Source organism: Algoriphagus ornithinivorans (assembly GCF_900115305.1).
Lineage (GTDB): Bacteria > Bacteroidota > Bacteroidia > Cytophagales > Cyclobacteriaceae > Algoriphagus > Algoriphagus ornithinivorans.
Genome location: NZ_FOVW01000007.1, coordinates 131,923 through 157,450, shown reverse-complemented (window position 1 = coordinate 157,450; position 25,528 = coordinate 131,923). Strand labels below are relative to the sequence as shown.

The window sequence follows — 25,528 nt, the reverse complement described above, 5'->3', positions numbered from 1 at the left end:
CTTGAAATCATGATACCAGTAACAAAACCATTTTTGCCTCCGCAGGAAGTTTATGAATCCTACCTGAAAGGTATTTGGAAAAGACAATGGCTTACAAATATGGGGCCTTTGGCTAGCGAATTAGAGATTCGAATTAGGGAGCGAGAAAATTTAAAATATGCATTATTTGTTACCAATGGAACAATCGCTCTTCAGATTGCTATCAAAGCCTTGGGATTAAAGGGGGAGATTATTACCACACCTTTTTCTTTTGTAGCAACCACCAGTAGTATTGTTTGGGAAGGCTGCAAGCCGGTTTTCGTAGATATTGATCCGGATTCATTGAATATTGATCCAGATAAGATCGAGGCAGCCATAAATGAAAATACCACTGCCATTCTAGCCACGCACGTCTATGGCAATCCTTGTGATGTAGAGAAAATTGAAAAAATTGCTCAACGACATAACTTGAAAGTAATTTATGATGGGGCTCACGCATTTGGCGTGAAGATCAATGGTAAGTCAATATTTGATTACGGAGATATTTCGGTTTGTAGCCTTCATGCCACAAAACTTTACCATTCCATAGAAGGAGGATTGATTTTTACCAATGATTCCAAGTTGGTAAAAAAAATGGAGCGGATGAGAAATTTTGGTTTTGATGGACCATCTAATTTTTCCGAATTGGGAATCAATGGAAAGAATTCGGAATTTCACGCTGCAATGGGCTTGGCAAATTTAGACTTCTTCGATTCGATCCTTGAGCAGCGTACGATGCTTTCGGATCGTTATCGTCAAAAATTAAAGAGTCTGAAAATTAAATATCCCAAGTGGCACGAAAATGCTTCCAATAATGCATCTTACTTTCCTGTAGTTTTTGATTCGGAGGAGACCATGCTCAAATGCGCCAATCAATTGAAACTCCGCGAAATATTTACCAGAAGGTATTTCTATCCCTCCCTATCTAGTATTTTACCATATTTAGAAAACACTGAAATGCCTATTACAGAAGAAACAGCCAAGAGGGTTCTTTGCCTTCCATTGTATTTTGATTTAGCTATAGAGGAGGTTGATTTGATTTGCAGAATAATTTTAAGAGCACACGAAAATTAAATGATTAATAGCCCTGCCAAGGAGTACACTATTGGAATAAGCTGCATAGGAAGTGGCGTAGGTGAGTCAGTAATCAATTCTTGCAGACTTTCTAATCTGCCACTTAAAACAATAGCCTTGGGGACAAACCCATTTGCCTATGGTGCCTATGCATGTGATGCAATGGATTATACCCCTACGATTTATGCCGCTGATTTTGTCGATGAACTGATAAAAAAGTGTATTGAGTATAAGATTGATTTTCTCATACCAGGGAGAGATGATGAGGCCCATATTTACTCTCAAAATAAAACCAAATTTGAGAAGTCAGGTATCAAAATCCTTGCTGCCTCTGAAGACATGATTGCCTTGTGTAGGGATAAAGAACGGATGAGCTTGGAGTTAAATCCAATCACAGATGTTTTTGTAAAGTGTTTTCAGAAAGAAACAGTATTGGATGCTATAGCAAAAGGAGAGGTGAGCTTTCCTTTGATTGCTAAACCTAGAAGTGGCTTCGCCTCTAAAGGGGTAGAAATAATCCAAAGCGAAGAAGATTTTCATCTAATTACTGAAAATCATATCCTTCAGGAGTTGGCCATTCCGATAGAAGGAGATCCTAATTATGATTTTTTTATCTCTGAAATTTCAAAAAATAGAAACCCACAAGTTTCAGAAATTTCTATTCAATTGGTCATTGGTAAAAATGGGGAGCTCCTGGGAAAGATGGCTACCTATAATAAACTAAGTAGCGGAATTCCGATTGAAATTTTGCCCTATGAAGACCCCTTGATTTGGGAGACGGTGGACCAATTGCTTCCCGAGTTTCTTAATCGCGGGTTGGTAGGTCCTCTGAATATTCAGGGAAGAATGACGAAAAGAGGTCTTAAAGTTTTCGAAATGAATCCCCGTTTTACAGGAATCACGGGTTTGCGCGCTTTAATGGGTTTTAATGAGGTGGAAGCGTGTATTAAGAGCTGGTTGAATATCGGAGATAAGCCTTCTTTTCTTGAATTCAACTCTCGCAGATTTGGTATTCGTCAGACAGCTGACCGGGTAATGGAACTTTCAAAAAATGATAAAATCACAGAGATTTTTTCAGCAATTAATCAGGGTAGATTTTCTCTGCGAAAGCGAGTTCTTATTACTGGAGCAACAGGCTATTTGGGGCAGAGTTTAGTAAAGAATCTTCTCGGCCAAAATAAGTTTGACCTTATTCTACTAGGTCGGGATAAAGAGAAATTAGAACGGTTGTTTGGAGGACTTGTATATAAATGTATTGATTTTGAGAATCTTGATCAGGGTAATTTTGATCTAGGAACTATAGATATTGGACTGCATGCAGCATTTGCTAGACCCTACCAAGGCAATCAGGCTATTGCTGAAAGTTTGGAGCTTACAAGCAAGCTCTTTTTAAAAATGGCCGCTCATCATGTTCCTTTGATTATAAATATTTCTTCTCAAAGTGTCTATGGTGTAGAGAGTGGGGAGCATTGGACAGAGTTGAGTCCCGTTGCACCTTTAGGTGTTTATGGGCAAGCAAAGTATTCCACTGAATTGGTTCTAAAGACTCTGAATAGGATTTACCCACAGCTCAAAACAGTATCACTAAGATTGGGGACCCTTTGTGGAGGTCAGCCAGGATTGGAGCCAGTTGACGTTCTTTCCAAATTGGTATTACAGGCTGAGAATGAGGCAAAACTACAACTATTCAATGGCCAGATATCGATAGAAAGGCTAGATGTCAGAGATGCTTCAAGAGCGATTGCAAGTATTCTTCAAAAGGATTCTGATCAACTCGATGAGCTTTATAATATCGGAGGTACTTTAGTTTGTTCTTTGTCAGAGATTGCCAATTGGATCGCTGAAAAAGCTTCATCCGACATAATAATTGAAGACCTTAAAAAAGACTTTACCAATGCTGGCAGACTAGATAGCAGCAAGTTCCAATCTCAATTCCAATGGAAACCGATTCACACCATGAGGGAAACTATTGACTCCCTTTTTCAATTTTTTAATTCAACCACAATTTCCAGTAGTGTTTCATCTAAAAGAAATTAAAGATAAAATTCTTTCTTTTGAAAGGGACCAAGACCTTACTGATTGGAAATATCAGGGTATGGATATTTGGCCAATTCTTAGAACCTTGGTTTTTGTGGAGTGTAGAAATGAATTGAACTCTCGAAAAAATGCGGTGAAACTTGATTGGCTTAGAAAATCAAAAGGAAAACCAGTACGATCTTTTTTGAGGAAGCTAAAAGTTAAATTAACCTTAAAGGATAAGGATTTAGGTCGGGAGAAAAAGAGTGTTTCAAAAACCCCGAAAGCACATCCAATTCCTAATGCGATGTTTTTTGGCTCTTGGTATTTTAGAACCACTTTTAATGGGCGTTTTATCAATAAGTTTTTTTTTCCATTGATTCAAATAATTGAAAATAAATTTCATCTCAAATCAATCGAAGTAGAGTATTCTACCGGCAATAAGTTCAGGTCTGAGTATAAGCAAATCAGTGATGAAATAGAATTTATTGATGCGTATGAACCTAGGGCATTCAATGAAAGTAGAATCAAGTGGCTAATTAATGACTCCAGGTTTGTAGTTTTTTTTGATTCACTCTCGGAACTTGGAGTGCGACAGGATATGGCAAATATCATGGCGCAAAAGATTGAAAAGATTTACCAGGAATCTTTTCGGTATGAGCAACTTTTTTCGAAATATCAGCCAAAGTTGGCTTTTTGCTTGACCTTCTTCAATGAACAAATGTTTGCCATGCTTTTTGCTGCTTCAAAAGTCGGTGTGAAATCTATCGATATCGGGCATGGATTTCCTTCCGATCCCGAAAACCTCATTTATAACAGGTTTTGGAATTATCCAAAAGAGGGGTACAATACATTTCCTGACTTTTTCTGGGTTTGGGATGAGCCTGTGAAAGAAGCTATGAATCAATGGGTACAAGGCCAAAACAAGCACCGAGTTTTAGTAGGAGGTAACCCATGGCTTGATTTTATTATTCCGACTTTGTCACAAGAAAGTCTTTCTCCAAAAAAAGTAGTATTGTACACTCTGACGGTTAATCGCCCGGAGCATTTCATCCTCGATGCCATGAAAAAGTCTCAGGATCGATTTGAATGGTGGGTTAGACTACACCCTGCTATATCCTTAGCAAAGGAAGAAGTAAGAGAAATGTTTGAGAAAAATGGCCTGACAAATTTTAATTTAGATGAAGCGAATCGGCTACAATTACCGTTTTTGTTAAAAAATTGTGATGTTCATATATCTAGGAATTCTAGTTCTATATTCGAAAGTATTTCCATGGGAAATACACCAATTCTCATAGATGAAGAATCCATTAACTACTACTCAAGCTATATCAAAAAGGATTTGGTAAAGCTCCTTCCTCAGGAAAATGCCCAGTCTCTTTTACTCGCTATTGAACAAGTAATGTATAAACCAAAAGGCAAAAATCAGAGCTCTACAAAAAGCCTTGAGGCATTAAGTTTTCTATTTGAAAGCCTCCCATCAGAATTGCCCTTAAAGGATTTATAGTATATGGCAGATTCAGATATCCCATTGGTAAGTATTAGCTGTCTTACCTATAACCACGGAAAATTTTTGAAGGAAGCTCTTGACGGGTTCTTGATTCAAAAAACAGATTTTCCTTTTGAGATTTTGATCCATGATGATGCTTCGACAGATGATACCATTCAAATTATTTTAGATTATCAAAAGAAATATCCTGATTTGATCAAACCCATTTTTCAAGAAAAGAATTTATGGTCGCAGGGTACAAGAGCCTTGTCTGCAACGTATAATTTCCCAAGAGCACAAGGAAAGTATATTGCCATGTGTGAAGGGGATGATTTTTGGACAGACCCATACAAATTACAGAAGCAAGTGGATTTTTTAGAGTGTAATCCTGACTATGTAGCTTGTGTTCATGGCGCTCATTTTTTTGATGAGTCATTGAATTCTAGAGTCGAATCAAAATTTGAAAAAGTTAAAGAGGATTTTGATCTTGATCTTTTCAAAATTTTTCATGAATCGGGTGGAGTATATCCTTCTTGTTCCATTATGATGCGAAACACACCACCTTTTTACCCTAAAGAGTTATTAAGGTTTCCCTCAGGTGATTTGACTTTAATTGTTTTCTTAAAGTTGAAAGGGAAAATTCGCTTTATGAAAGGACTTTGGGCTACCTACCGTATTCATGCAAATGGGGTATACCAAGGTGAAAACCGGAGTATTAAAAATATTATAAAAAACAGGTACCTTATCCAGGAATATTATTCCAATCTTTCCAAAAAACTTCCAAAAAATAGTCCTAGAATACTTCTTTTAATTTTCAAAGTAAAGAATTGCCTGAGCATCATGTATTTGAAGATGAAAGTTCTAGTAAAACCAACTTGATCTTATGGATTTTAATCTGTTTTTAAAACACTTAGAACGGAATAAATTTCAGGCACTTGCGATAATTATTGCTTTCGCAGTGCTTGGAGTTATTTATATCTTATTTACCCCAAAGTCTTATCGGGCTGAGACGCTCCTACTTCCTGAGTCAAAAGGCTCTTCGAGTTTGGGTGATTTGGGGCAAATTGCTTCTTCAATTCCCGGATTGGGATCATTTTCACTAGGTGCTTCAGGGGCAGATGCTATAAGGCCCTCTTTATATCCAAGTATTGTTCAGAGCACACCATTTGTTCGTGAATTTGTAACCTATACTTTTTATCATTCAGACTTCAAGGATAGTGTAAATTTAATGTCTTATGGTCAAAATTATGCTCCAATTAATCCATGGTCTGTTCTCAAAAAATATACTATAGGGCTACCGGCTGAAATAATTTCCGCTTTAAGAAATATAGGAAATGAGGAAGAAAACCCACCTTCTACGATTTTTGAAGAAGGCAACAAGGAAAAAGGGTTTTTCAGACCCACAGTAGGTGATTTCAAATACCTGAATGCAATAAAAGAAATTGTATCAGTTACAGTGGATAAAAGTACGGGGATTATTCAGGTGAGTGTTCAAACCACAAATCCCGTATTGTCTGCCTATTTAGCTGAATTTACAAAAAATTATCTTGTTTCTTATGTGACTAAATATCGTCAAGATAAACAAATTCAACAGGTTGATTTTCTGACAACTAGGAAAAAGGAACTTGAAAAAAAGTTTTTAGAAGACCAGTCGCGCTTGGCTAGCTTTAAGGAGAAAAATCTTGATATAAGAAGTCCTTATTTACAAAATCAATTGGAGAATTTATCATCTCAATATGAGCTATCGAAGTCATTATATTTCACTGTAAACAGCCAGCTGGAGCAAGCGAAAATAAAGCTCAATGAAGAGACTCCGATTTTTGCAGAAATAGAACCTGTATCTATTCCAGCCATAAAAAGCAAGCCACAAACGATGCTCGTACTCTTTTTGATGGGCTCCTTGGGTGTGTTAACAGCAGCTTTATTTGTATTGATCAAAATTTCCAAACAAAAGTGATAAGGCTTTCTGCCAAGTCTGTAGAGAATCTCAAATTAGCAAGCCTCTATATTCTTTCATCCTCTATTGTTATAAGATTTGATTTTTTATTTGGGGGAGCCAACCGATATGTACCCTTTAGGGTACTGATGCTTCTCACACTTTTCTGGTTTTTCGCACAATTTTTCGAACCTTTCCGACCCTCTCGAATATCAAAAGCCATGCTTTTCTTTCTTAGCATTTTCTTGCTCTATTTCAGTTTGGCCCATTTGTATTGGATTGATTCCATGGAAAGTTTGGGGCCATTTTTGAGGAACCAATTTCACTTTGTTTATATCCTAACAGGATATTTTTTGACCAACTATCTGGCTACAGGTCTATCAAAAGATCAGATCCAAACCTTGGTGAAGTTTATTATTGGACTTGTATTGACAGTTGTCTCTCTTGAGACTTCACTTAGATATTTGATGCCCACCTTAGATCTGAATTCTGAAAGCACAGATTATTTGATAGAAATCTATACTGGGGCCCAACAAGGACTCTCTTTGGATACCTTTTATTTTTTCAAGATGTCTAGCGTCATGTTTTTTGATTCTAATTATGTGGGAGCTTTTCTACTCATCTTTTTTGCCTTGCACCTATTTGTTGTTTATAAATCCAGGTGGAGAAGAAATCTTGTTTCTACAATATTTATATTACTGATTTTCTTTACTCTGAGTAGAGCTGCAATTTTTGTTACGTGCCTTTGGTTGGTCTTTAATTTTTGGAACTCAAGGTCTTTCGTTCCAAAATGGGTTTTTGCCATCATCTGCGTGATGGCCTCAATCGTTACACTTTTTATTATTCAGGATAATGTTGCATTTACAGATGGTAGTTTCATAACCAAAATCCAAATCCTAGAGGGGCTATCTGGATTCTTTGAGCAAGATTTGCCTACTGCGCTCTTTGGACTCGGGTATGAAGTTGGAGGGTATTTATATTCTTATATGTCAGGAGGTTATGCACATATTCATTTAGCTATTTTACTGGGTGAGTTAGGCCTGATAGGAACCCTTATTTACTTTGCATATTGGTATTTTATACGAATTCAAGCCGGCACCAAGGTTCTATATATATTCATTCCTTTCTTTATAATTGGACTTAGTTTGGCGGATCCTTGGGAGGTTGGGTACTTTTGGGCCTCTGCAATCATAGCCAGGTTATAGTTATGATTAATGTCTTGATTTGCGCTTTTCAATCGGGTATAAATGAACTGGCAAGTAGTCTGCCCGAGCCAAAGGATACAGTGAATTATTTTATTTCTTGGCAAGGCGAAAATATTGCATCACTCCCAGTCCCCTCAGGCCTAGCGAATAGGTCTGATGTCAAACTATCCCGATTGGAAGGGAAAGGACTTTCTAAAAATAGAAACAACTGTATCAGAATCGCGAAAGAATACCAGGCATATGGATACTTTTTGATTGCTGATGAGGATGTTAATTTCTTGGATGGATTTGAAAATCAAATAGAAAATGCTTTTGCGACTCACTCTGAAGCTGACCTTTTATGTTTTCAGGTAAAGTCAAAAGAAGAGAATAATCCATTTAAGAATTATCCTCTTAAAAGTCATTCGGTTTCATTAAAATCAATCGATAGGATTTCATCTGTTGAGATCGCTGGAAAAATGGAGGTCTTGGATCAAGTCCGATTTGATGTACGACTTGGTTTAGGGGCCGACTTTCCCTCAGGAGAAGAAACAGCATTTTTAGCTGATTGTATCAGATCAGGAAAAAGAATAATCTATTGCCCGGCAGCCATTGTCAGCCACCCTTTTGAGACTTCTGGAAAAAGACGGGTAAATATGTTTTCTGATCAAGCTTTACAATTGGTAGGTGGGCGCTCCTACAGAATTTACGGCCCCAAAATATCCCAAGTCTTTTTTTTCTACTCAGCAATCAAAAATTTCGGGAAGTATAGGAATACTAGGTCTTTTTTTTCCTACTTAAAACAGCTTCATCGAGGTGTCAGGAAGTTCAAAAAGCTAGAAAATGGCTAAAGTTTCAGTCATTATTCCTAGCTATGGGAGGCCAGAATTTCTTCAAAAGTCTATCCAAAGTGTGCTTAGTCAATCTCTTCAAGATTGGGAATTGATTGTAGTAGATGACAATGGGGTTGGCAGTGTTTCTCAAGTTCAAACCCAAACCTTATTAAATGAATATAGAGATGATCCTAGGATTCACTACCACATACAAGAGGAAAATAGGGGAGGCTCAGCTGCTAGAAATATTGGGTGGATTTCCGCAAGTGGAAAATTCATTTGTTTCTTGGATAATGATGATGAGTTTTATCCGGAAAAGCTCAAAACTCAAGTACAATCTTTGGAAAGTACTGGTTTAAAAATGACTGTTTGCAGGTTTGACTCCTTCAAAAACGGTAAAAAGGTTCGAACCTCACCCAAAGTACCTGAGATGGATAGTTATTTAATTCCTTTCGCTTTGGGTAAAATTAATTTTGCTTCGGGATCAACCCTAATGATTTCCAAATCGCTACTGGAAAAAGTAGATGGGTATGACGAGACTTTTCGCCGGAAGCAAGACGTTGAATTGATGATAAGGTTGTTAGTGGAGGAGAGCCTGCATGTGGATGATCAGATTTTGGTTCGTTTGAACATAGATGATCGTGCCAATATTCCTTCTGTGGAAAACTTCAAAAAGTTTCAAAATCTCTTCAACTTAAAATTCAATAACCTATTCGAAACTTTTCCTCAAAAAGCCCAACAGGAGATTAAGCAGTATGAGATAACAGAATTAGCGAAAGTGGCACTTTGGAACAAAGATTGGAGGCTGTTTCTAAGACTTTATTTTACAGGAGGACTCAATTTTACCACTCAGTTCAATTTAGGGGCAGACTTGGTACAGAAATTTGTAACTTATTATTTGAAATGAAATCCCAGGTAGGATCGACATGGAAAGTAAAGTTTAGTTTTTCATTTATCCTATTTTTTATTTTAAGTTTACTTTCAGCACAAGACTTGGCCAGTGCCAGAAAAAGGCTGACTGAAATGGGGACTTACAAATCTATCCTTAGGCATGAGGATAAGAATTGGTCTTACCAAACCTTTAAAAATAAAATCAATGACTCGAATGGGGCTTTTTTAAGAACTAATCCCCGACCTACCTCAGCGGATATTAAAAAGGATTTACTTCAAGAGGTGTTTTATTTTTTGAGAATGCAGTCTGAGGGGATGGAAACTGTCGAGCTCAATGAGATTAAAGAACGATTGTACAAGACTTTGGCCTGGTGGGTGATTGATAAGCCACAATTCCGGTGGACGGATAGTGCTTTAGATCAACCTAGATATCTGGGCACCATTTTGATCCTACTTTATGATACCATGCAAGCGGATTTATCCGATCCAACGTATGCTCCAAGGATCAAGCGAATTCAAGAAGAATCGGCTAATTATCTCCGTTATACCTGGAATTTCGGAAAAGCAGAGGATCGTTTTCTCAATTTAGGTGATGACTTGAATGAGGATGTTCAGAGGATGGGCAATGTTGGATATAGACTTTACGCTATGACTGCTATTTCGGCAGCATTGGACCGTGAGGATTTGATGGGATCTGTCTCAAAAATTGCTGAGAATCAGATTCAATTTCACATCAATACTGGGCAAAGCCATCCGATCGCTTTAATGCCTGATTTTGCATTGCATCAACATAATTATGGAGGAGGGCAGATCTATAATCTTGGTTATGGGTTGGACTGGTTTAATGACTTCGTTGCCTATGCCTACTATGTAAAAGACTCCAAGTGGGCCTTGGAAAAGAATCAATTGAACCTACTTGCTGGTTTTTTAGAAAAGGGCATCTATCCCTTCTTCCTCGAAAATAATCAACTGGTCCAACAGGCGCTTGGGCGACATAACCAGGTGAAGTCAACTTGGATCAAATTTCCTGAAAGCAGAGCTAAACTACTTAGAAGCTTTTTTTCAGAGGGTTCGGATGAAAGAAAGACAATAGATCGAGTCCTATCAGATTTGGATTTCAAGAAAAATACTGGATTCAATAGTTTTTACAGCTCGGATTTTCTAATAGCAGATCTGCCTAAATATACAGCCTCCATCAGATTAGTATCTGATAGAACATCAGGTCAGGAAAGCGGTGATCAAGGTCAAAGAAATGGGATGCAAAACTTTTTCAGTTCTGACGGAAGTTTTATCCATTATAAGCCTGGCTTTGATGAAGTGAAGGGTGCTTGGGATTGGCGTAAAGTACCTGGAACTACAGCGGCTCTTATTGACTATCCACTACCTGCAACGCCATATGGTAAAAACTATTCAGGTTTTTCCAGCTATGCAGGTGTCTTGAATACAGAGAAAGGCGCTCTTATATCAGGCAACTTGCGCAGAAAGAGTGGAAGCTATGAATTAGAGATGGTGAAATCATATCTTCTTCTTCAAGATGTTGTACTTTTCTGGGGGGTTGGATTAAAGTACGGTGACAAGCATGAGGTCCATACCACTGTAACTCAAGAATCTCTTTGTGAAAATGCATTTTTTTTAAATGGGAGTGAAAAGGTTTTATTTGGCTTGGACTTTTCAAAACTTATGTCAGCTGATATTCCCATTGGAGTTTGGAATGTCAACACTGGCTACATTATATTTCCTGTTGAGGAACAGGATATTCAAGTAAGTTTGGCGGCTAAGTCTACAATTACGAAATGGGAGAAGCTTGATCAAAGAAATAAGCCTGAAAATAATAATATTCCGCTTTTGACCATTAGTATCAAGCATTCTGAAAATTCAATAATCTATAGCGACTCCTATTTTTATCTGATGATCCCAGATATAAGTGAGGAGAAATTTATTGAATTTTATGATGAAGGGTCTGTAAATTTTCCGGCTCTAGGAATTGAGCAGATTAGGTATTCAGGATCTAATTTATTGCTTGCTTATGATTCCTCTGCTTGGTTTGTCAACTTCAGAAAAGCCGCTAAATCTGAGTTCACAATTTCTGATTATGATTTTTCTGTTTCAGGGCTTATTGGAGGATCCTTCCAACTTAAAGATGAAAATCTAAACATTAATATCACCCAAATGGAGAAAAGGGGAAGTATTGGTCAGGACTTCGTGATTACTATTGATAATTTTGGTCCAGTCAATCTATCTTCGCCTTCAGTCCTTTCGCAACCGTTAAAAGTTCAGAATTCACAATCAGGAATTCAAATATCAGGAAATACCGAAACCAAAAATCCACTAGACTTTGGTTCAACTTTCAGTTTTTACATACCTTTAAAATCCCAACAATAACTTTTGAAATTATCTGTCCTTATATCGATCTATTTTCAAGAAAAACCCGAAAATCTGCGATTAGCTTTTCAAAGTCTGGTCGATCAGACTCTTCAAGCAGATGAGATCATTTTAGTCAAAGATGGTCCTTTGACTCCTGAGTTAGATGAAATGATCAATAGCTTTCAGGATATATTACCGTTGAAGCTCATTGTCTTACCTGAAAACAAAAGCTTAGGTTATGCCTTAAATGAGGGACTAAAGCACTGTTCGTTTGAATGGGTAGCAAGAATGGATACAGATGATATCTGTCATCCAGAGCGCTTTGAAAAGCAGGTGGCTTTTGTAAAAGCAAATCCTGATGTTGACTTGATTGGGACAAATATTACCGAGTTTATAGAAGTACCCGGTGACCTGAGCAGAAAGAAAAACGTTCCAGAAAAAAACGAGGATATTATTCGATTTGCATTTAAAAGATGCCCTTTTAATCACCCTACTGTCTTCTTTAGAAAATCCGCTATTTTGGAGGTAGGATCTTATCAATCAATGATCTTATTTGAGGATTATTACTTATGGTTTCGATTGATTAAGGCGGGAAAGAGATTTCATAATCTTCAAGATTCTCTGCTTGATTTTCGACTCGGAAAAGATATGTTGGGACGTAGACAGGGCTTACAATATGGCTTAAATGAAGCAAGGTTTTTTCTACTTGCATATCGAGAAGGACTAATACCATTTAATTCACTAGTTCGATTTCTTCTTCGATTTCCTATACGTATTATGCCTCGTTGGTTCACCTTGTTTGTTTATAATACCTTTTTGAGGAAATAAATTTGAAAAAAGGTTTCCTTTTTGTTGGGTCTTGGCTCATTCTTTTCTTGAATTCATTTAGTCAACAGCTCAATGTTGGCCTTCCGATTTATGAAGAGTATTATCGGAGGCAACAGTTGGCTGGAGAGCTAGGTAGTATGCATTCCTTTATGGTTCGTCCTTTGAGGTTGCAGGAATTAAAAAAGGATTTGGAGGACGATCTATTTCTCCAAATCATCGAAGAAGACGCGAAAATAGGTTTATTAACTCTTCCTTTAATTTCTCGAAATACCTATAATTCCAAGAGGCCTTACGGTTGGGGTAATAAAGGGATGCTACCCAATGTTGGGTTTCAGACATATCTAAGTACAGGGATATTTGCAAAACTTGGGTTTTTTGAATTGCAATTGCAGCCGGAGTTTGTTTTTGGACAAAACAGGCCATTTGTAGGCTTTGGGAGTGATTTTTCTACCCCAATTCTACAATCAAGGTTCTTTTATTGGAATAATGGAGATAACCCTGAACGATTTGGGACTAGTCCAAATAGTCGGCTGTGGTGGGGACAATCTTCAGCAAAATTGAATTTTGGCGCCTTCGCTATTGGGATTTCAACTGAAAATATTTGGTGGGGACCAGGGCAATTCAATTCATTGACATTCAGTGATAATGCAGAGGGTTTTCCACATATTACTCTAGAGACAAGAAAGCCTGCTAAAACCTTCCTTGGAAATTTTGAAGGTCAATTGATTGTAGGACGTCTTGAGAATAGCTTATTGCCACCTACTCAAATTGATTTTTTGAATCAACGATATTTCGAAGACTTTGATGGGGATTGGCGATATTTGAATGGGATTTCGATTAGTTATAACCCCATATTCCTCCCAAATCTGTTTTTTGGTTTTAGCAGGACTTTCCAACAATACAATAGTCTCAAGGGAGATAAGTTTTTAGATTGGTTTCCGATTTTTGAAGTATTTCAAAAGGAAGGCTTGTTTTCAAATGGTAATTCCGTTAGCTATGATAGCAAAGGTCAGGATCAGCAAGTTGTGGTTTCTTTTAGATACTTAGTGCCTTCTGCTAAATTTGAGATTTATGGAGAATATGGTCGTAGAGATCACGCCTTTAATTGGCGGGAATTTATTCTAAATCCCGAACATGCCCGAGCATATTTGATTGGCTTTCAAAAATTGATAGCCTTGAATAAGTTGGCTGATTACCTTCAAATAAGAGCAGAATATACGCACCAGCAGGAATCTGTCAACAGGTACATTCGATACCCTGGCCTTATAGGCAATCAGACTTGGCATACGCACGGGCTTGCACGAGGCTTTGTGAATAGGGGGGAGGCTCTTGGAGTAGGAGCAGGTGTGGGGTCGAATGTAATTACCTTTGAAATATCAAAAGTCTCTAAACTACATAAGCGAGGAATACTTCTAGAACGTCTTGCAAATCATCAGGACTTTTTCTACCGGGCATTTGGTAGGAGCTCTGGACGACAACCATGGATAGATTACAGTTTCGGCCTCTTGTGGGATCAATCTTTCAAAAATTTGACTATCGGAAGTAAAGCCCAACTTATCTCCAGTTATAATTATCAATGGCAATCAAATTTATCAAGCAGTCGGGATTTTCCTCAAAAAAAGCTTGACTTGGCACTCTATTTAAATCTAAATCTTCTCTACCGATTTGGTGATTGAAATTATTGATCGAGTTTTTTTTAAAGCCTTTTCTATTAGTTTTGCCATCAGTTCGAAGTGAGTAATTTTGGTACTCATTTTAGAAGAGTATTTCCTCTCCTGTAAAAAAAATAATGCTAAGTCCTTGTGACTGAGAGGGCGAAGCTATATACAACCATTTGAATAAATTCTTTTTCGATGATAAAATCTATTAATGATTCAAAAATAGCCATTATAGGGCTAGGGTATGTGGGGCTACCACTTGCTGTTGAATTTGCAAAAAAATTCCCGGTTATTGGTTTTGATATTGATAATCAGCGGATTAATTCACTTAATTCTGGTGTTGATTCTACCTTGGAAGTTGAAGATGATCTTTTAAAATCAGTTTTACTCAGCAGTAATCCTTTAAACGAAGAAATAGGACTTTTTAATACTTCAGATAGCAGTTCTCTTTCTGATTGCAATATTTATATAGTTACTGTTCCAACTCCTACAGACAGGCATAATCGTCCGGTTCTCACTCCTATGCTAAAAGCATCAGAAAATATCGGAAAGTATCTTAAAAAAGGAGATGTGGTAGTTTATGAATCAACCGTTTATCCAGGCGTAACCGAGGACGAGTGTGTTCCTGTTTTAGAGTCTATTTCTGGTTTAAAGTTCAATCAAGACTTTTTTGCGGGTTATTCTCCGGAAAGAATTAACCCCGGGGATAAAGAACACACCGTCTCGAAAATTTTGAAAGTTACATCCGGAAGTACACCGGAAGTAGCTGAGTATGTAGACCAGCTTTATAAACAAGTAATTACAGCAGGCACTCACAAAGCCTCATCTATTAAAGTAGCTGAGGCAGCGAAAGTGATTGAAAACTCTCAGAGAGATATCAATATTGCATTTGTAAATGAACTCTCGAAAATATTTAATTTACTGGGAATTGATACTCAGGAAGTTTTGGAAGCAGCAGGCACAAAATGGAATTTCCTTAATTTCAGACCGGGATTAGTTGGGGGACATTGTATTGGAGTCGATCCTTTTTATCTAGCACAGAAAGCGCAGGAAGTGGGCTATCATCCTGAAATTATTCTTGCGGGAAGACGACTCAATGATAGCATGGGTAAGCACGTGGCCACGGAGGTTATTAAATTGATGATGAGAAAGGATTTAAAAGTCATCGATTCAAAGGTTTTGATTCTCGGATTTACTTTCAAAGAAAATTGTCCTGATGTAAGAAACACCAGAGTTATTGATATTTATAAAGAATTGCGTTCCTTTGATATGGAAGTGGATGTTTATGATCCATGGGCAGATCCCTTAGAAGTGAAACATGAATACGATGTGGACATTTTATCTGGAGAAAATGCTCCCGATTTTCAAAAATATTCGGCCTTAATTTTAGCAGTCTCTCATGATCAGTTTAAACAATTGAATATCAAAAGATCACCCAGCCAAGTTGTTTTTGATGTGAAAGGCGTTTTGCAAAAAGATCATGTGGACGGAAGGTTGTAGTATTCGAATAACTTCTATAATTTTCAAAGTAAATCTTTAAACACAAAATGAGCTTTAAAATAAATCAACTGTTTTTTTCGCTTTTATTACTTTTCCTCCTAGGGTCTTGTATTTCAAATAAGCGAATCATTTACATGCAAGATCTTGGAAAGGATTCCGAAGCCCACATGTCTTCTGATGAGAGGATGGGGTATAAATTTGAAGAATACTTGCTTCAATCCTTTGATATAGTAGAAATCAATATAAAGACAACGAGTCCTGAGTTGAATGAATTACTTTCTGTTGTCAATATTGATAATAATGCGGGCGCTGCCATGATGGGCGGGGGTGGAGGCCAAGGAGGAGATGTTTTTTTTATGAATGGATATACACTTGACGAGAATGGAAAGGTGGAGTTGCCTTTGATCGGAGAGGTAGAATTGGTGGGAAAAACAACTGCAGAGGCTAAATCAATCATAGAAGATAAAGTCCGAAAATATGTTAATGAGGACGAATTTTTTGTCCGTGTTCGGTTAGGAGGTATCCGTTTTAGTGCTTTGGGAGAATTTAATTCATCCGGGAAAATGACGATTCTTCAAAATCGGGTTACGATTTTTGAAGCTATAGCTGCAGCTGGTGACTTGACGATACTTGCCAAAAGAAATAACCTGGTTTTGCTTAGACAATACCCAGATGGTTCTCAAATTCACAGGATTAATTTGAATGATAAAAATCTTTTGAGTTCTGAGTTCTATTTTATTAGACCTAATGATGTTTTATATGCAGAGCCTCTTAAAGTTAGAGAGGTTGGAACTGCAACCAATTTTATTCAGACTTTGACTCTTGTGACTTCAATGATCACTGCATTTGCCCTAATTACAACGTTTGTTAGAAACTAATTATCATGAATGAATTCGAAGATGTAGATTTTTCTGAAAAGCCAGATAAATCCATTGATTTCAAGTCAATTCTTCCTAAGATCTTAAGAATTTGGCCTTGGATTATTTTATCAGTAGGAATTTCCTTAGCGATTGGTTTCTATCTAACCAAAACCACTGTTCCACTATTTAGTGTATCGAGTAAGTTTTTTATCAAAGAAAAAGAGTCCGCTTTTGCACTTTTTGAAAAGCCAAGCATCACTGAGGTAGGAAATGTAGGGCTTCAAAATGAAATCATTATATTAAAATCCAGACCAATCGCTGAAGCTACATTGAAAACGCTGGACTTTGATGTAGAATACTTTACCAAAGGAACATTTATATATAACAGACTTTATAAAAATACTCCAATACTTGTTCAGGTAGATTGGTTAGCTCCACAGGTTACTAATGGACTTTTAAAGATCTCGTGGGAGAATAATGAATCATTTACGGTGTCTTTCGAAGACGATTATTATACTAAATATTTACCTGACGGGACATCCATTACCTTAAATAACATTCCAAAACCAGAAAGTTTCAAATTCGGTGATTGGGTTGAAACCATAAATTTCCGACTAAAAATATCAAAAGTTGACCCAGAGAAATCCGGAGAAATCTATGTCAAAGTTAGAGATATCAACTCACTGGTTAATCAATTTTCAAATTCGTTAAGAGTTTCCCCAGTTGAACGTGGCGCTTCAATAATGAATTTAAGTATAAATACTACCAACGTTGCAGTTGGGGAAGTATACTTGAACTCATTGATGGACACTTATTTGACAAATGAGCTGGAGGAAAAAAATGAAGTTTATTCCAATACAATTAAGTTTATTGACGATCAAGTTTCAGGCATTGAAGATTCGTTAAGATTTTTTGAACGTCAATTAGAAAGCTTCAGATCTCAAAATCGGTTTTTTGATTTAAGTGCGGAGGGGTCTGCAGTTTTTAGTCAATTATCAGAGCTTGGGACACAACTCAACGAAGAGAAATTCAAAAGGACTTATTATCAGAGTCTTAAGGATTATTTAGTAAGAGAGAATTATAGAGACCTAGTGGTGCCTTCCGGAATAGGAATAGATGATCCGATTTTGAATGCTCAAATTGAAAACCTCCTATCTCTTCAGGTGGATAAGTCTAGACTACTTGCAACTCAGACAGAAATTTCGCCAGCTGTTAAAGAAGTTAATCGAAAAATAGCTGACTTGAATGAAACGATTCGTGAAGTTCTGACAAATGTTGATGATAATGCAAGAAGGCTTATTGCGGATCTAGAAAGGAGAATTTCTGAGACTGAGAAATCTTTCAGAAACCTTCCTCAGACAGAGCAAAACCTAATCAGGATTGAGAGACAATTTAAATTATACGAAAACCTCTATACCTTTTTGATGGAGAGGAGGTCCGAGTCAGCGATAACGAAAGCTTCAAATAAAGCCGCAAATAAAATTATTGAAAGGGCGTCAGGAGGTTATCAATTATCTCCAAGACCAGTTAGAAATTATTTAGGTTTTGCTCTAGCAGGTGTTTTTATACCAATTTTTGTTGTTGTACTGAGAGAGTTTTTCAGGACGAAAATAGAAGATGCTAAATACTTGGAGACTCATTTGAAGACTTCCTTGGTAGCAACAATACTACATAATAAATCAGATGACAATCTTGTCGTATTTAAACAGGGTAAATCCGGTATAGCAGAAGGGTTTAGATCATTAAGGGCGAATTTGAGATTTCTTCAGCCAAATGAAGAGAAAATAGCGCTCATGTTGACATCAACCATATCAGGAGAGGGGAAAACCTTTTGTGCAATCAACCTCGCATCGGTTTATTCCCTTACAGGAAAAAAGACCATCCTTGTAGGATGTGATATGAGAAAGCCTAAAATTTTCGATGACTTTAACTTAACAAATGACAAGGGTCTTTCTACGTTTTTGAGCGGTCAAGAGAAAGACTGGAAAAAGGTGATTAAGCCTACAGAGTTTGAAAATTTGGATATCCTGGTTTCTGGTCCAACTCCTCCTAATCCAGCTGAACTTTTGTTTACTGAGCGATTTGATGTATTAATGAATGAGTTAAAGGCACATTATGATGTTGTCATTCTTGATACTCCACCTATTGGTCTGGTCAGTGAGACATTGGATCTATTAAATTATGTGGATTTCACTCTATTCTTATTTAGACAGAATTACAGCCAAAGATCCTTTGTTGATGCTCTGAATGGCTTAAAATCCAGCAAAGGATTAAAGAATATCTATGCCGTATTCAATGGGGTTGAGTCAAGTAATGTAACGTATGGCTATGGGTATACTTATGGTTATGGCTATGGATATTACGATGACGATAAAAAAGGCAAAAAGAAGCTCAATAAGAAAAATAATTAAGGTTAAATAGGGGAGAAACATTGTTTCTCTCCTAATTATTTTTTTGTCTACCACTCACTGTGCACTACAAGTTTCATTTTACCAGCAATTAATAATCATATCTGGAATTTCTCACAAATAAGTAAATAAGAGCCATTTTAGATTGATTCAAACTTTATATGTTGAATAAATTAATTCAAAAATACTTTAGACACTTTTCATTCTTTTATTCCTTTTTAGGATATAGGATATTCTTCCTTCTTTTTTTAAGTCTATTGGTTGGATTATTGGATGGATTTGGTCTTGCTTTATTTATTCCAATATTTCAGATAGCTGCTGACAGTTCAGACCTAACGTCTACAAATCCAGAAACAATGGGGGAACTTCAATTCCTGCTTAACTGGATTCAAAACCTGGGATTTGAACTAAATCTAAATGTGGTAATTACCTTCATGGTGTTCCTTTTCCTATTGAAAGCCATCATGAGGTTTATTGACGGCTATTTCAAAATCAAACTCCAAAATCAATTTGTCAAAAAACTCAGATATCAACTGGTTAATGGACTAAGTGATTTAGACTACAAGGAGTTTCTTAATTTTGACTCTGGAAAAATCCAAAATACTTTATCATCGGAAGGAATTAAATTAACCTACGGCTTTTTGGCTTATTTTAATTCTTTGCAGCATGCTATACTTTTGTTGGTTTATATTGGCTTGGCAATGCTTTCCAACTTCCAATTCGCCATTTTGGTGAGTATAGGCGGGTATTTATCTAATCTTGTCTTTAAGTTTTTATTTACAAATACTGAAAAAGCTTCAATTGGTCTCTCAAAGCTTGGTAACTCCTTCCAGTCATTTTTAGTACAGGCTGTTTCTAACTTTAAATATTTAAAGGCAACAGATTACTTTTCTTCTTATCGACTTAAACTCATGGAGGTAATAGATAAGATTGAAAATAACCAAAAGAAAATTGGCATTTATTCTGCCATTATGTCTAGTACCAGAGAGCCGATTATTTTGGCAGTAGTAGTGCTTATTATTTTGATTCAGGTCAATGTTCTGGGAGGTAAGATGTCATCAATTCTATTAAGTTTAATGTTTTTGTATCGAGCACTAAACTATATAGTTACTCTTCAAGGAAGTTGGCAAGGATTTATTTCAAATATTGGTGGTCTACTGGCTTCAGTTGAGCTTATCGATGAGTTTAAAAAAGGCAAGGAGAAAATTGATAGGACACATCCAGTGGAAAAAGTCACAACTTTGGAATTAGCAGATTTATCCTTTGCCTACCCATCAGGATTCAAAGTTCTGGATAAAATCAATATTTCCTTAGATCCATTAAAGACTTATGCATTTGTAGGAGAAAGTGGGAGTGGGAAAACAACTCTGGTAAACCTGGTCATTGGTTTGTTAAGTCCAAGTGAGGGGCATATCATAGTGAATGGTATGGAGAGGAATAAAGTAGATATCTCTACTTATCGTAGAAAATTTGGGTACATCACTCAGGAATCTGTAATTTTCAACGATACTCTTTTCAATAACATTACCCTTTGGTCTGAGAAGACACCTGAGAATATTCAACTGTTTCAAAACGCTATTAAACTTGCCAACCTTCAAGAGTTTCTTGAAGATCTTCCAGAAAAGGAAGAAACGTTCTTGGGAGACAATGGAATATTGATAAGCGGTGGACAAAAACAGAGGGTCTCTATTGCAAGAGAATTATATAAAAATGTAGATGTTTTAATTTTCGATGAAGCGACATCTGCATTAGACTCAGAGACAGAAAGAGCAATTCAAGCAAATATTGATAATTTGATGGGGAAATTCACGATCATTATCATAGCTCACCGACTAAGCACTATTAAAAAGGCGGATTGCATCTATTTAATGGAAAAAGGAAAAATCAAGGATTCAGGCACTTTCCAAACATTACTCGGAAAGAGTTTGAAGTTTAAAAAAATGGTTGAACTCCAAGAGTTTTGATGAGAAAAATTAAAAAAATTCTTGTTTCAAATATTGAAGTTCCATCAGGCTTAATTGGAAGTTGGGTTAATAGAATTAGCTTTTTGATTGAAAATGACCCTGACTTTTTTGATTATATCTTATCTCCCTCTAAAATATTAGGAGAAAAGAGTCTGCACTGTTCAAAAAAAAAATGGATATCCTATCATCCTCAATTATATAAATGGCAATTAAAAAACTGGGTTGCACAGGATTATCTTAAAGCTATTGAGAAAACTTTAAAAAGTTCTGATGATTTTTTGAAAGTTGTGGTAATGGATGACTTTGTTCTTTGCGAAGCTATTGCCCTTCTGAAAGAAAAATACCCTGATAGAATTGAATTAATATATTCCTACCACGGTCACTATTTAAATCTTCCGGAAAATTTTGGTCACTCAATTGATAAAATCTTTTTTCTGACTAATCTTGGTTATTTGGAGTCTTTGTCAAAAAATAAAATTTTTAGTCCTGAAGTTTTTATTGTCGGAAACGGCGTTCGTTCTGACAAGTTCTTTCCGCTAGACAAGCAAGATAAACTTAAGGCTAGGAGAGAAATGGGGTTTTCTGAAGATGATGAAATAATCGTATGGATGGCTAATTCAAGACCAGCCAAAGGAATACATCTTTTTAAAAAAATAATTCCGCTTTTACTGGCTGAAGATCCCAATCTCAAATTTTTAATAATTGGTAACAAAACAGAACTGAATATTGAGTCAGATAAAGTACTTCAATTAGGCAGACTCAGTCATGATTTGCTCCCAAAGTATCTTCAAATATCAGATTATTATTTCTTCACTTCGCTTTGGAAAGAGGGATTTGGGCTTTCATTAGTTGAGGCCATTAAAAGTGGGCTGTTTGTAATTTCGTCTGCCAATGGAGGTATTCCTGAGGTAATCAAGGATTGTGATCAAGTTGCCCTTATATCAGAACCCAATAAGACCGAAAAATGGGTAAAGAAGTTTTTGGAAATTAGGTCACGAAAAAAGTTGGACTTTGATCAAACTCACCTTGCTGGTTTTCATTCTTATGAAGATTGGGAGCATAAATTTAAAAAGGCAATCGTAGAATAAAGATGTGTGGGATAGCTGCAATATTTTCTCCTAAAGGGAATTTAAACAAAAATGATTTTGCCAGAATGGATGCATCCTTACCACTGCAAGCTCATAGAGGTCCTGATTCTCATGGTGTTTTTTCTAATGATTTCATTTCCTTAGGCCATAATAGACTATCTATTATTGATCTTTCGGATTCAGCTAATCAGCCTTTCAGTAGAGTTGATCTGGGTTTAAAGATTATTTTTAACGGCGAGATCTATAACTATCAGGAAATAAAGAAAGATCTATTACGGAAAGGTCACAAATTTTATACAGACTCTGATACAGAAGTAATTCTCGTAGCTTTTCAAGAATATGGCGAAAAGTTTTTAGAAAGGCTTGTAGGGATGTTTGCTTTTGTGATTTACAAAGAACAAGACAACTCAATATTTGCTGCTAGAGATAGATTCGGAGAAAAACCCATATTCTATATTTTCGAAGATGGGGTTTTATACCTTGCCTCCGAATTGAGAACATTGATATCTCTTTACCCGAAAGAGTGTCAGATAAATCAGGAAGCGGTAGTAGATTTAATAGAAAATCTTTATATATCGGATTCACATACCATCTACAAAGAGGTAAAGAAATTTCCAAAGGGATCTTATTTAAGTTTTTCAGAAAAGCCCAATTTTTCTACTTATTATTCTCTTCCCTCAGATTTAGTTCAACCCATTCCATTTGAGCAATTAAAAAGGCTTACAAAAGAGAAGTTATATGAAATTATCGCGCGGGAGCTTCATGCAGATGTACCAGTAGCCTCTTTTTTAAGTGCTGGCATAGATTCTTCGCTAATTACGGCCATTGCAAATGATATCAAACCCGGTATTCAGGCCATAACTATGAGCACACATGATGCTCAAATGGATGAATCATCGGCAGCAAAGAAATTTGCCAAGCTACTCAACATTAATCATGAAATAGTACCTGTGGATGTAGATTCATTGCAACATCTCTCCTATATACTCAAGGATATAGAACCATTAGCAGATGCTTCTTTGATACCATCCTATATGGTGACAGATCAGATAAAATCCAGATTTAAAGTAATGCTCTCTGGAGATGGAGGAGATGAATTATTTGGCTCTTACAATAGGACTAATGTATATGACAGTCTAAAATTTAAAGGTATCCCTGGAGGTAAAAAAATTGTTAAGAGTATTTTGAATAATACATCTCCTTGGGTCGAGAAGCATTTAGGAATTAGACTAGATGACAGGACAAGGATAAAATTGGGTGGATGGAACGGCTATTATCAAAAGAATAATTTAAATAACTCCTTGATAGAAAAGGTTTTTAATAATCAGACTAACAAAGGTTTGGCTTTTAAAAAATTTTTGGAAATTGAAGAAAAGTTAGGAGCAGACCACCAAAAAATCAGCTTTCATTTCGATTATGAAACTAGACTTCCAGGAGCATTTTTGCAGAAAATTGATTCTGCCTCTATGCACAGTAGTGTAGAAGTCCGAGCTCCTTTTCTGGATCATACCTTGGTGGATTTAATTATGAAAATCCCAAACTCTTCATTAATGCCAAATAAGATCGATAAGGAACTGACAAAATCTATTTTAGTTGATTTCACTAAAAAACCTATGCAGGGTCCTAAAAAAGGATTTTCAATTCCATATTCAAAATTCATGCAAGGAGAATGGGGAGATGTCTTACTCGATTATATCAATGAAGGAAAATCAACTTCACTTTTAGATATAAATCAAGAGGGTGTGAAAGATTTAATCTTTCAACATCAAAGAAATCCAAGTCCAACCTTAGCTAGAGTTCTTTTTGCATTATTGGTTTTGGAAATTTGGATAAGAGTTTTTCACCTTAATGTGTATAAGGCAGATTCAGTTTATACACCATAGACATTTTTCTTTTTTGCTTATTGTAATAGGCTTTAAAAGCAAACTGTATGATTCTCATAAATTTTTAGAAGATCCAGAAAATCCAGCTTTAATGCCTGTTTCAGCATAAACAATGTACTTTTTTAAGTTGAACCATTTAATCAATAAATTAAATAAATGAAATTTTGCTTTTTAATACCGGACGGTGTAGGAATAAGAAATTATCTATACAGTGATATCATTAAGGATCTTACTTCCGGGAGTAACGAAGTAATTATTTGGCATAGTTTAGGAAAAGCTCAAATCTCTCAGGTTAAGGAAATTGTAGGTTTGGACTTTTTGGACTATGATTTTATTCACAGGCCTGAACTCCCTCTTGTAAAGTTTATTCGAGAGACTACTACTTATGCTAGGTTAAAGCAAAATGTAAAATTGAAGGAAAACCCAACTATTTTGGATAATTGGATGCCAAGAAAAATTGGATGGAAGAATAAACTATTTTATAAATTAGTTGAGAAATCGGCCTTATTTTTGAATAATTACCGTGAGATTCATTCTTTTGAAAAAATTGGATTCTTGCAAGTAAGAAAGAGCCAAGCATATAAAGAATCCTTGCAATTTTTACGAAAAACTAAGCCAGATGTCCTATTCTGCACCCATCAAAGAGTGCCCTCAATTACTCCTGCAGTATTGGCTGCTCAGGATCTTCAAATAAAAACTTTTACAGCTGTCTTTTCTTGGGATAATCTACCTAAAGCTAGGCTTGCATTTCGAACAGACAGATACCTGGTCTGGTCGGATTATATGAAAGATGAATTGTTGACTTATTATCCGGAAATAGATGAGAATCAAATTGATGTTACTAGTACTACACAATTTGATTTTTACCGAAAGGAGGAATTGATTGACGAGAGGGCAGATTTTGCAGAAAAATATGGTTTGGATCAGGATAAGAAATGGATTTGCTTTTCAGGGTCTGACAGTATTTCTTCTCCAAATGATCATGAATATTTAGAAGATGTGGCGGAAGCTCTCAAGAATCAAAATAATGTCCAGTTGATTTTTAGAGAAGTTCCAGTAGAGTCCATTGATAGGTTTAAGGAGGTTTTGTCAAAATTCCCAGAAATAAAAAATATCTCCCCAGAGTGGGTAAAAAGCTCACAGTGGGGCAGTTTTTTTCCTTTACCAAGTGATATCAAACTTTTAGTAAATCTGGCATATCATTGTGATGTCGTTATCAATTTAGGGTCTACAATGGCTCTTGATTTTGCTGTCTTTGGAAGCACGGCATTTTATCTGGCCTATGATCAACCTCATGAAAGGAAAAGGTTTGTGAAAGATGTTTACGGGTTTGAACATTTTAAAACGATGAATGGACTGGATGCAGTAGGTTGGATAAGGTCAAAAGATGCTATTCTGCCTTCAATTCATAAAGCCCTTTCAAGTCAAGGGGAGGTAGGCCCTGATAAGATGAAATGGTTTGAAAGAGTAGTACAGCCCCATAGGACGGAGACCTCATCTCAAAGAATTGTAAAAGCTTTAATAAAAAATTAGA

The 25,528-nt window shown here is 36.3% G+C and carries 18 protein-coding genes; all 18 read left to right on the top strand.

Features of this window, described 5'->3' with window-relative positions; all coding sequences use genetic code 11:
• The first annotated feature begins 9 nt into the window (after positions 1–9).
• The 18 genes from BM073_RS12280 (at position 10) to BM073_RS12195 (ending at position 25,527) form a co-directional block, all read left to right on the top strand.
• Positions 10–1,092 (top strand): DegT/DnrJ/EryC1/StrS family aminotransferase, encoded by a 1,083-nt coding sequence (locus BM073_RS12280; protein WP_091654530.1) that lies wholly within the window; start codon positions 10–12, stop codon positions 1,090–1,092.
• Positions 1,093–3,129 (top strand): NAD-dependent epimerase/dehydratase family protein, encoded by a 2,037-nt coding sequence (locus tag BM073_RS12275; protein ID WP_091654529.1) that lies wholly within the window; start codon positions 1,093–1,095, stop codon positions 3,127–3,129.
• Entirely contained in the window at positions 3,107–4,615 is a 1,509-nt protein-coding gene (locus BM073_RS12270; RefSeq protein ID WP_091654528.1) for a hypothetical protein, read from the top strand. The genes BM073_RS12275 and BM073_RS12270 overlap by 23 nt, the downstream gene beginning before the upstream one ends.
• A gap of 3 nt (positions 4,616–4,618) precedes the next feature.
• The gene (locus BM073_RS12265) at positions 4,619–5,476 is read left to right on the top strand and encodes a glycosyltransferase (protein WP_091654527.1); all 858 of its coding nucleotides are present in this window, start codon (positions 4,619–4,621) and stop codon (positions 5,474–5,476) included.
• Between the two features lie 4 nt (positions 5,477–5,480).
• The gene (locus BM073_RS12260; RefSeq protein WP_091654526.1) at positions 5,481–6,554 is read left to right on the top strand and encodes a Wzz/FepE/Etk N-terminal domain-containing protein; all 1,074 of its coding nucleotides are present in this window, start codon (positions 5,481–5,483) and stop codon (positions 6,552–6,554) included.
• A gap of 200 nt (positions 6,555–6,754) precedes the next feature.
• The gene (locus BM073_RS12255) at positions 6,755–7,738 is read left to right on the top strand and encodes a hypothetical protein (protein WP_139217493.1); all 984 of its coding nucleotides are present in this window, start codon (positions 6,755–6,757) and stop codon (positions 7,736–7,738) included.
• Positions 7,739–7,818: 80 nt separating this feature from the next.
• The gene (locus BM073_RS12250; RefSeq protein ID WP_175557910.1) at positions 7,819–8,568 is read left to right on the top strand and encodes a hypothetical protein; all 750 of its coding nucleotides are present in this window, start codon (positions 7,819–7,821) and stop codon (positions 8,566–8,568) included.
• Positions 8,561–9,457 (top strand): glycosyltransferase family 2 protein, encoded by an 897-nt coding sequence (locus BM073_RS12245; protein ID WP_091654523.1) that lies wholly within the window; start codon positions 8,561–8,563, stop codon positions 9,455–9,457. The genes BM073_RS12250 and BM073_RS12245 overlap by 8 nt, the downstream gene beginning before the upstream one ends.
• Positions 9,454–11,823 carry a polysaccharide lyase family 8 super-sandwich domain-containing protein gene (locus BM073_RS12240; RefSeq protein ID WP_091654522.1) on the top strand — a complete coding sequence of 790 codons (2,370 nt, stop codon included), beginning with the start codon at positions 9,454–9,456 and terminating at the stop codon, positions 11,821–11,823. The genes BM073_RS12245 and BM073_RS12240 overlap by 4 nt, the downstream gene beginning before the upstream one ends.
• A gap of 3 nt (positions 11,824–11,826) precedes the next feature.
• Positions 11,827–12,633, top strand: a complete 807-nt coding sequence (locus BM073_RS12235) for a glycosyltransferase (protein WP_091654521.1) — start codon at positions 11,827–11,829, stop codon at positions 12,631–12,633.
• A gap of 47 nt (positions 12,634–12,680) precedes the next feature.
• On the top strand, positions 12,681–14,309 hold the full coding sequence (locus BM073_RS12230) for a capsule assembly Wzi family protein (RefSeq protein ID WP_245756414.1): 1,629 nt from the start codon (positions 12,681–12,683) through the stop codon (positions 14,307–14,309).
• Positions 14,310–14,486: 177 nt separating this feature from the next.
• A complete protein-coding gene (locus BM073_RS12225; RefSeq protein WP_091654520.1) occupies positions 14,487–15,791 on the top strand; it encodes a nucleotide sugar dehydrogenase in 1,305 nt (434 codons plus the stop codon).
• Positions 15,792–15,925: 134 nt separating this feature from the next.
• Entirely contained in the window at positions 15,926–16,669 is a 744-nt protein-coding gene (locus BM073_RS12220) for a polysaccharide biosynthesis/export family protein (protein WP_091654519.1), read from the top strand.
• Positions 16,670–16,674: 5 nt separating this feature from the next.
• Positions 16,675–19,062: a GumC family protein gene (locus tag BM073_RS12215; protein WP_091654518.1), complete on the top strand. Its 2,388-nt coding sequence runs from the start codon at positions 16,675–16,677 to the stop codon at positions 19,060–19,062.
• Positions 19,063–19,220: 158 nt separating this feature from the next.
• The gene (locus BM073_RS12210) at positions 19,221–21,023 is read left to right on the top strand and encodes an ABC transporter ATP-binding protein (RefSeq protein WP_091654517.1); all 1,803 of its coding nucleotides are present in this window, start codon (positions 19,221–19,223) and stop codon (positions 21,021–21,023) included.
• The gene (locus BM073_RS12205; protein WP_091654516.1) at positions 21,023–22,111 is read left to right on the top strand and encodes a glycosyltransferase family 4 protein; all 1,089 of its coding nucleotides are present in this window, start codon (positions 21,023–21,025) and stop codon (positions 22,109–22,111) included. The genes BM073_RS12210 and BM073_RS12205 overlap by 1 nt, the downstream gene beginning before the upstream one ends.
• Before the next feature lie 2 nt (positions 22,112–22,113).
• Positions 22,114–23,994: an asparagine synthase (glutamine-hydrolyzing) gene (asnB, locus tag BM073_RS12200; protein WP_091654515.1), complete on the top strand. Its 1,881-nt coding sequence runs from the start codon at positions 22,114–22,116 to the stop codon at positions 23,992–23,994.
• Between the two features lie 156 nt (positions 23,995–24,150).
• Positions 24,151–25,527 (top strand): glycosyltransferase family protein, encoded by a 1,377-nt coding sequence (locus BM073_RS12195; RefSeq protein WP_091654514.1) that lies wholly within the window; start codon positions 24,151–24,153, stop codon positions 25,525–25,527.
• Position 25,528 lies beyond the last annotated feature (1 nt).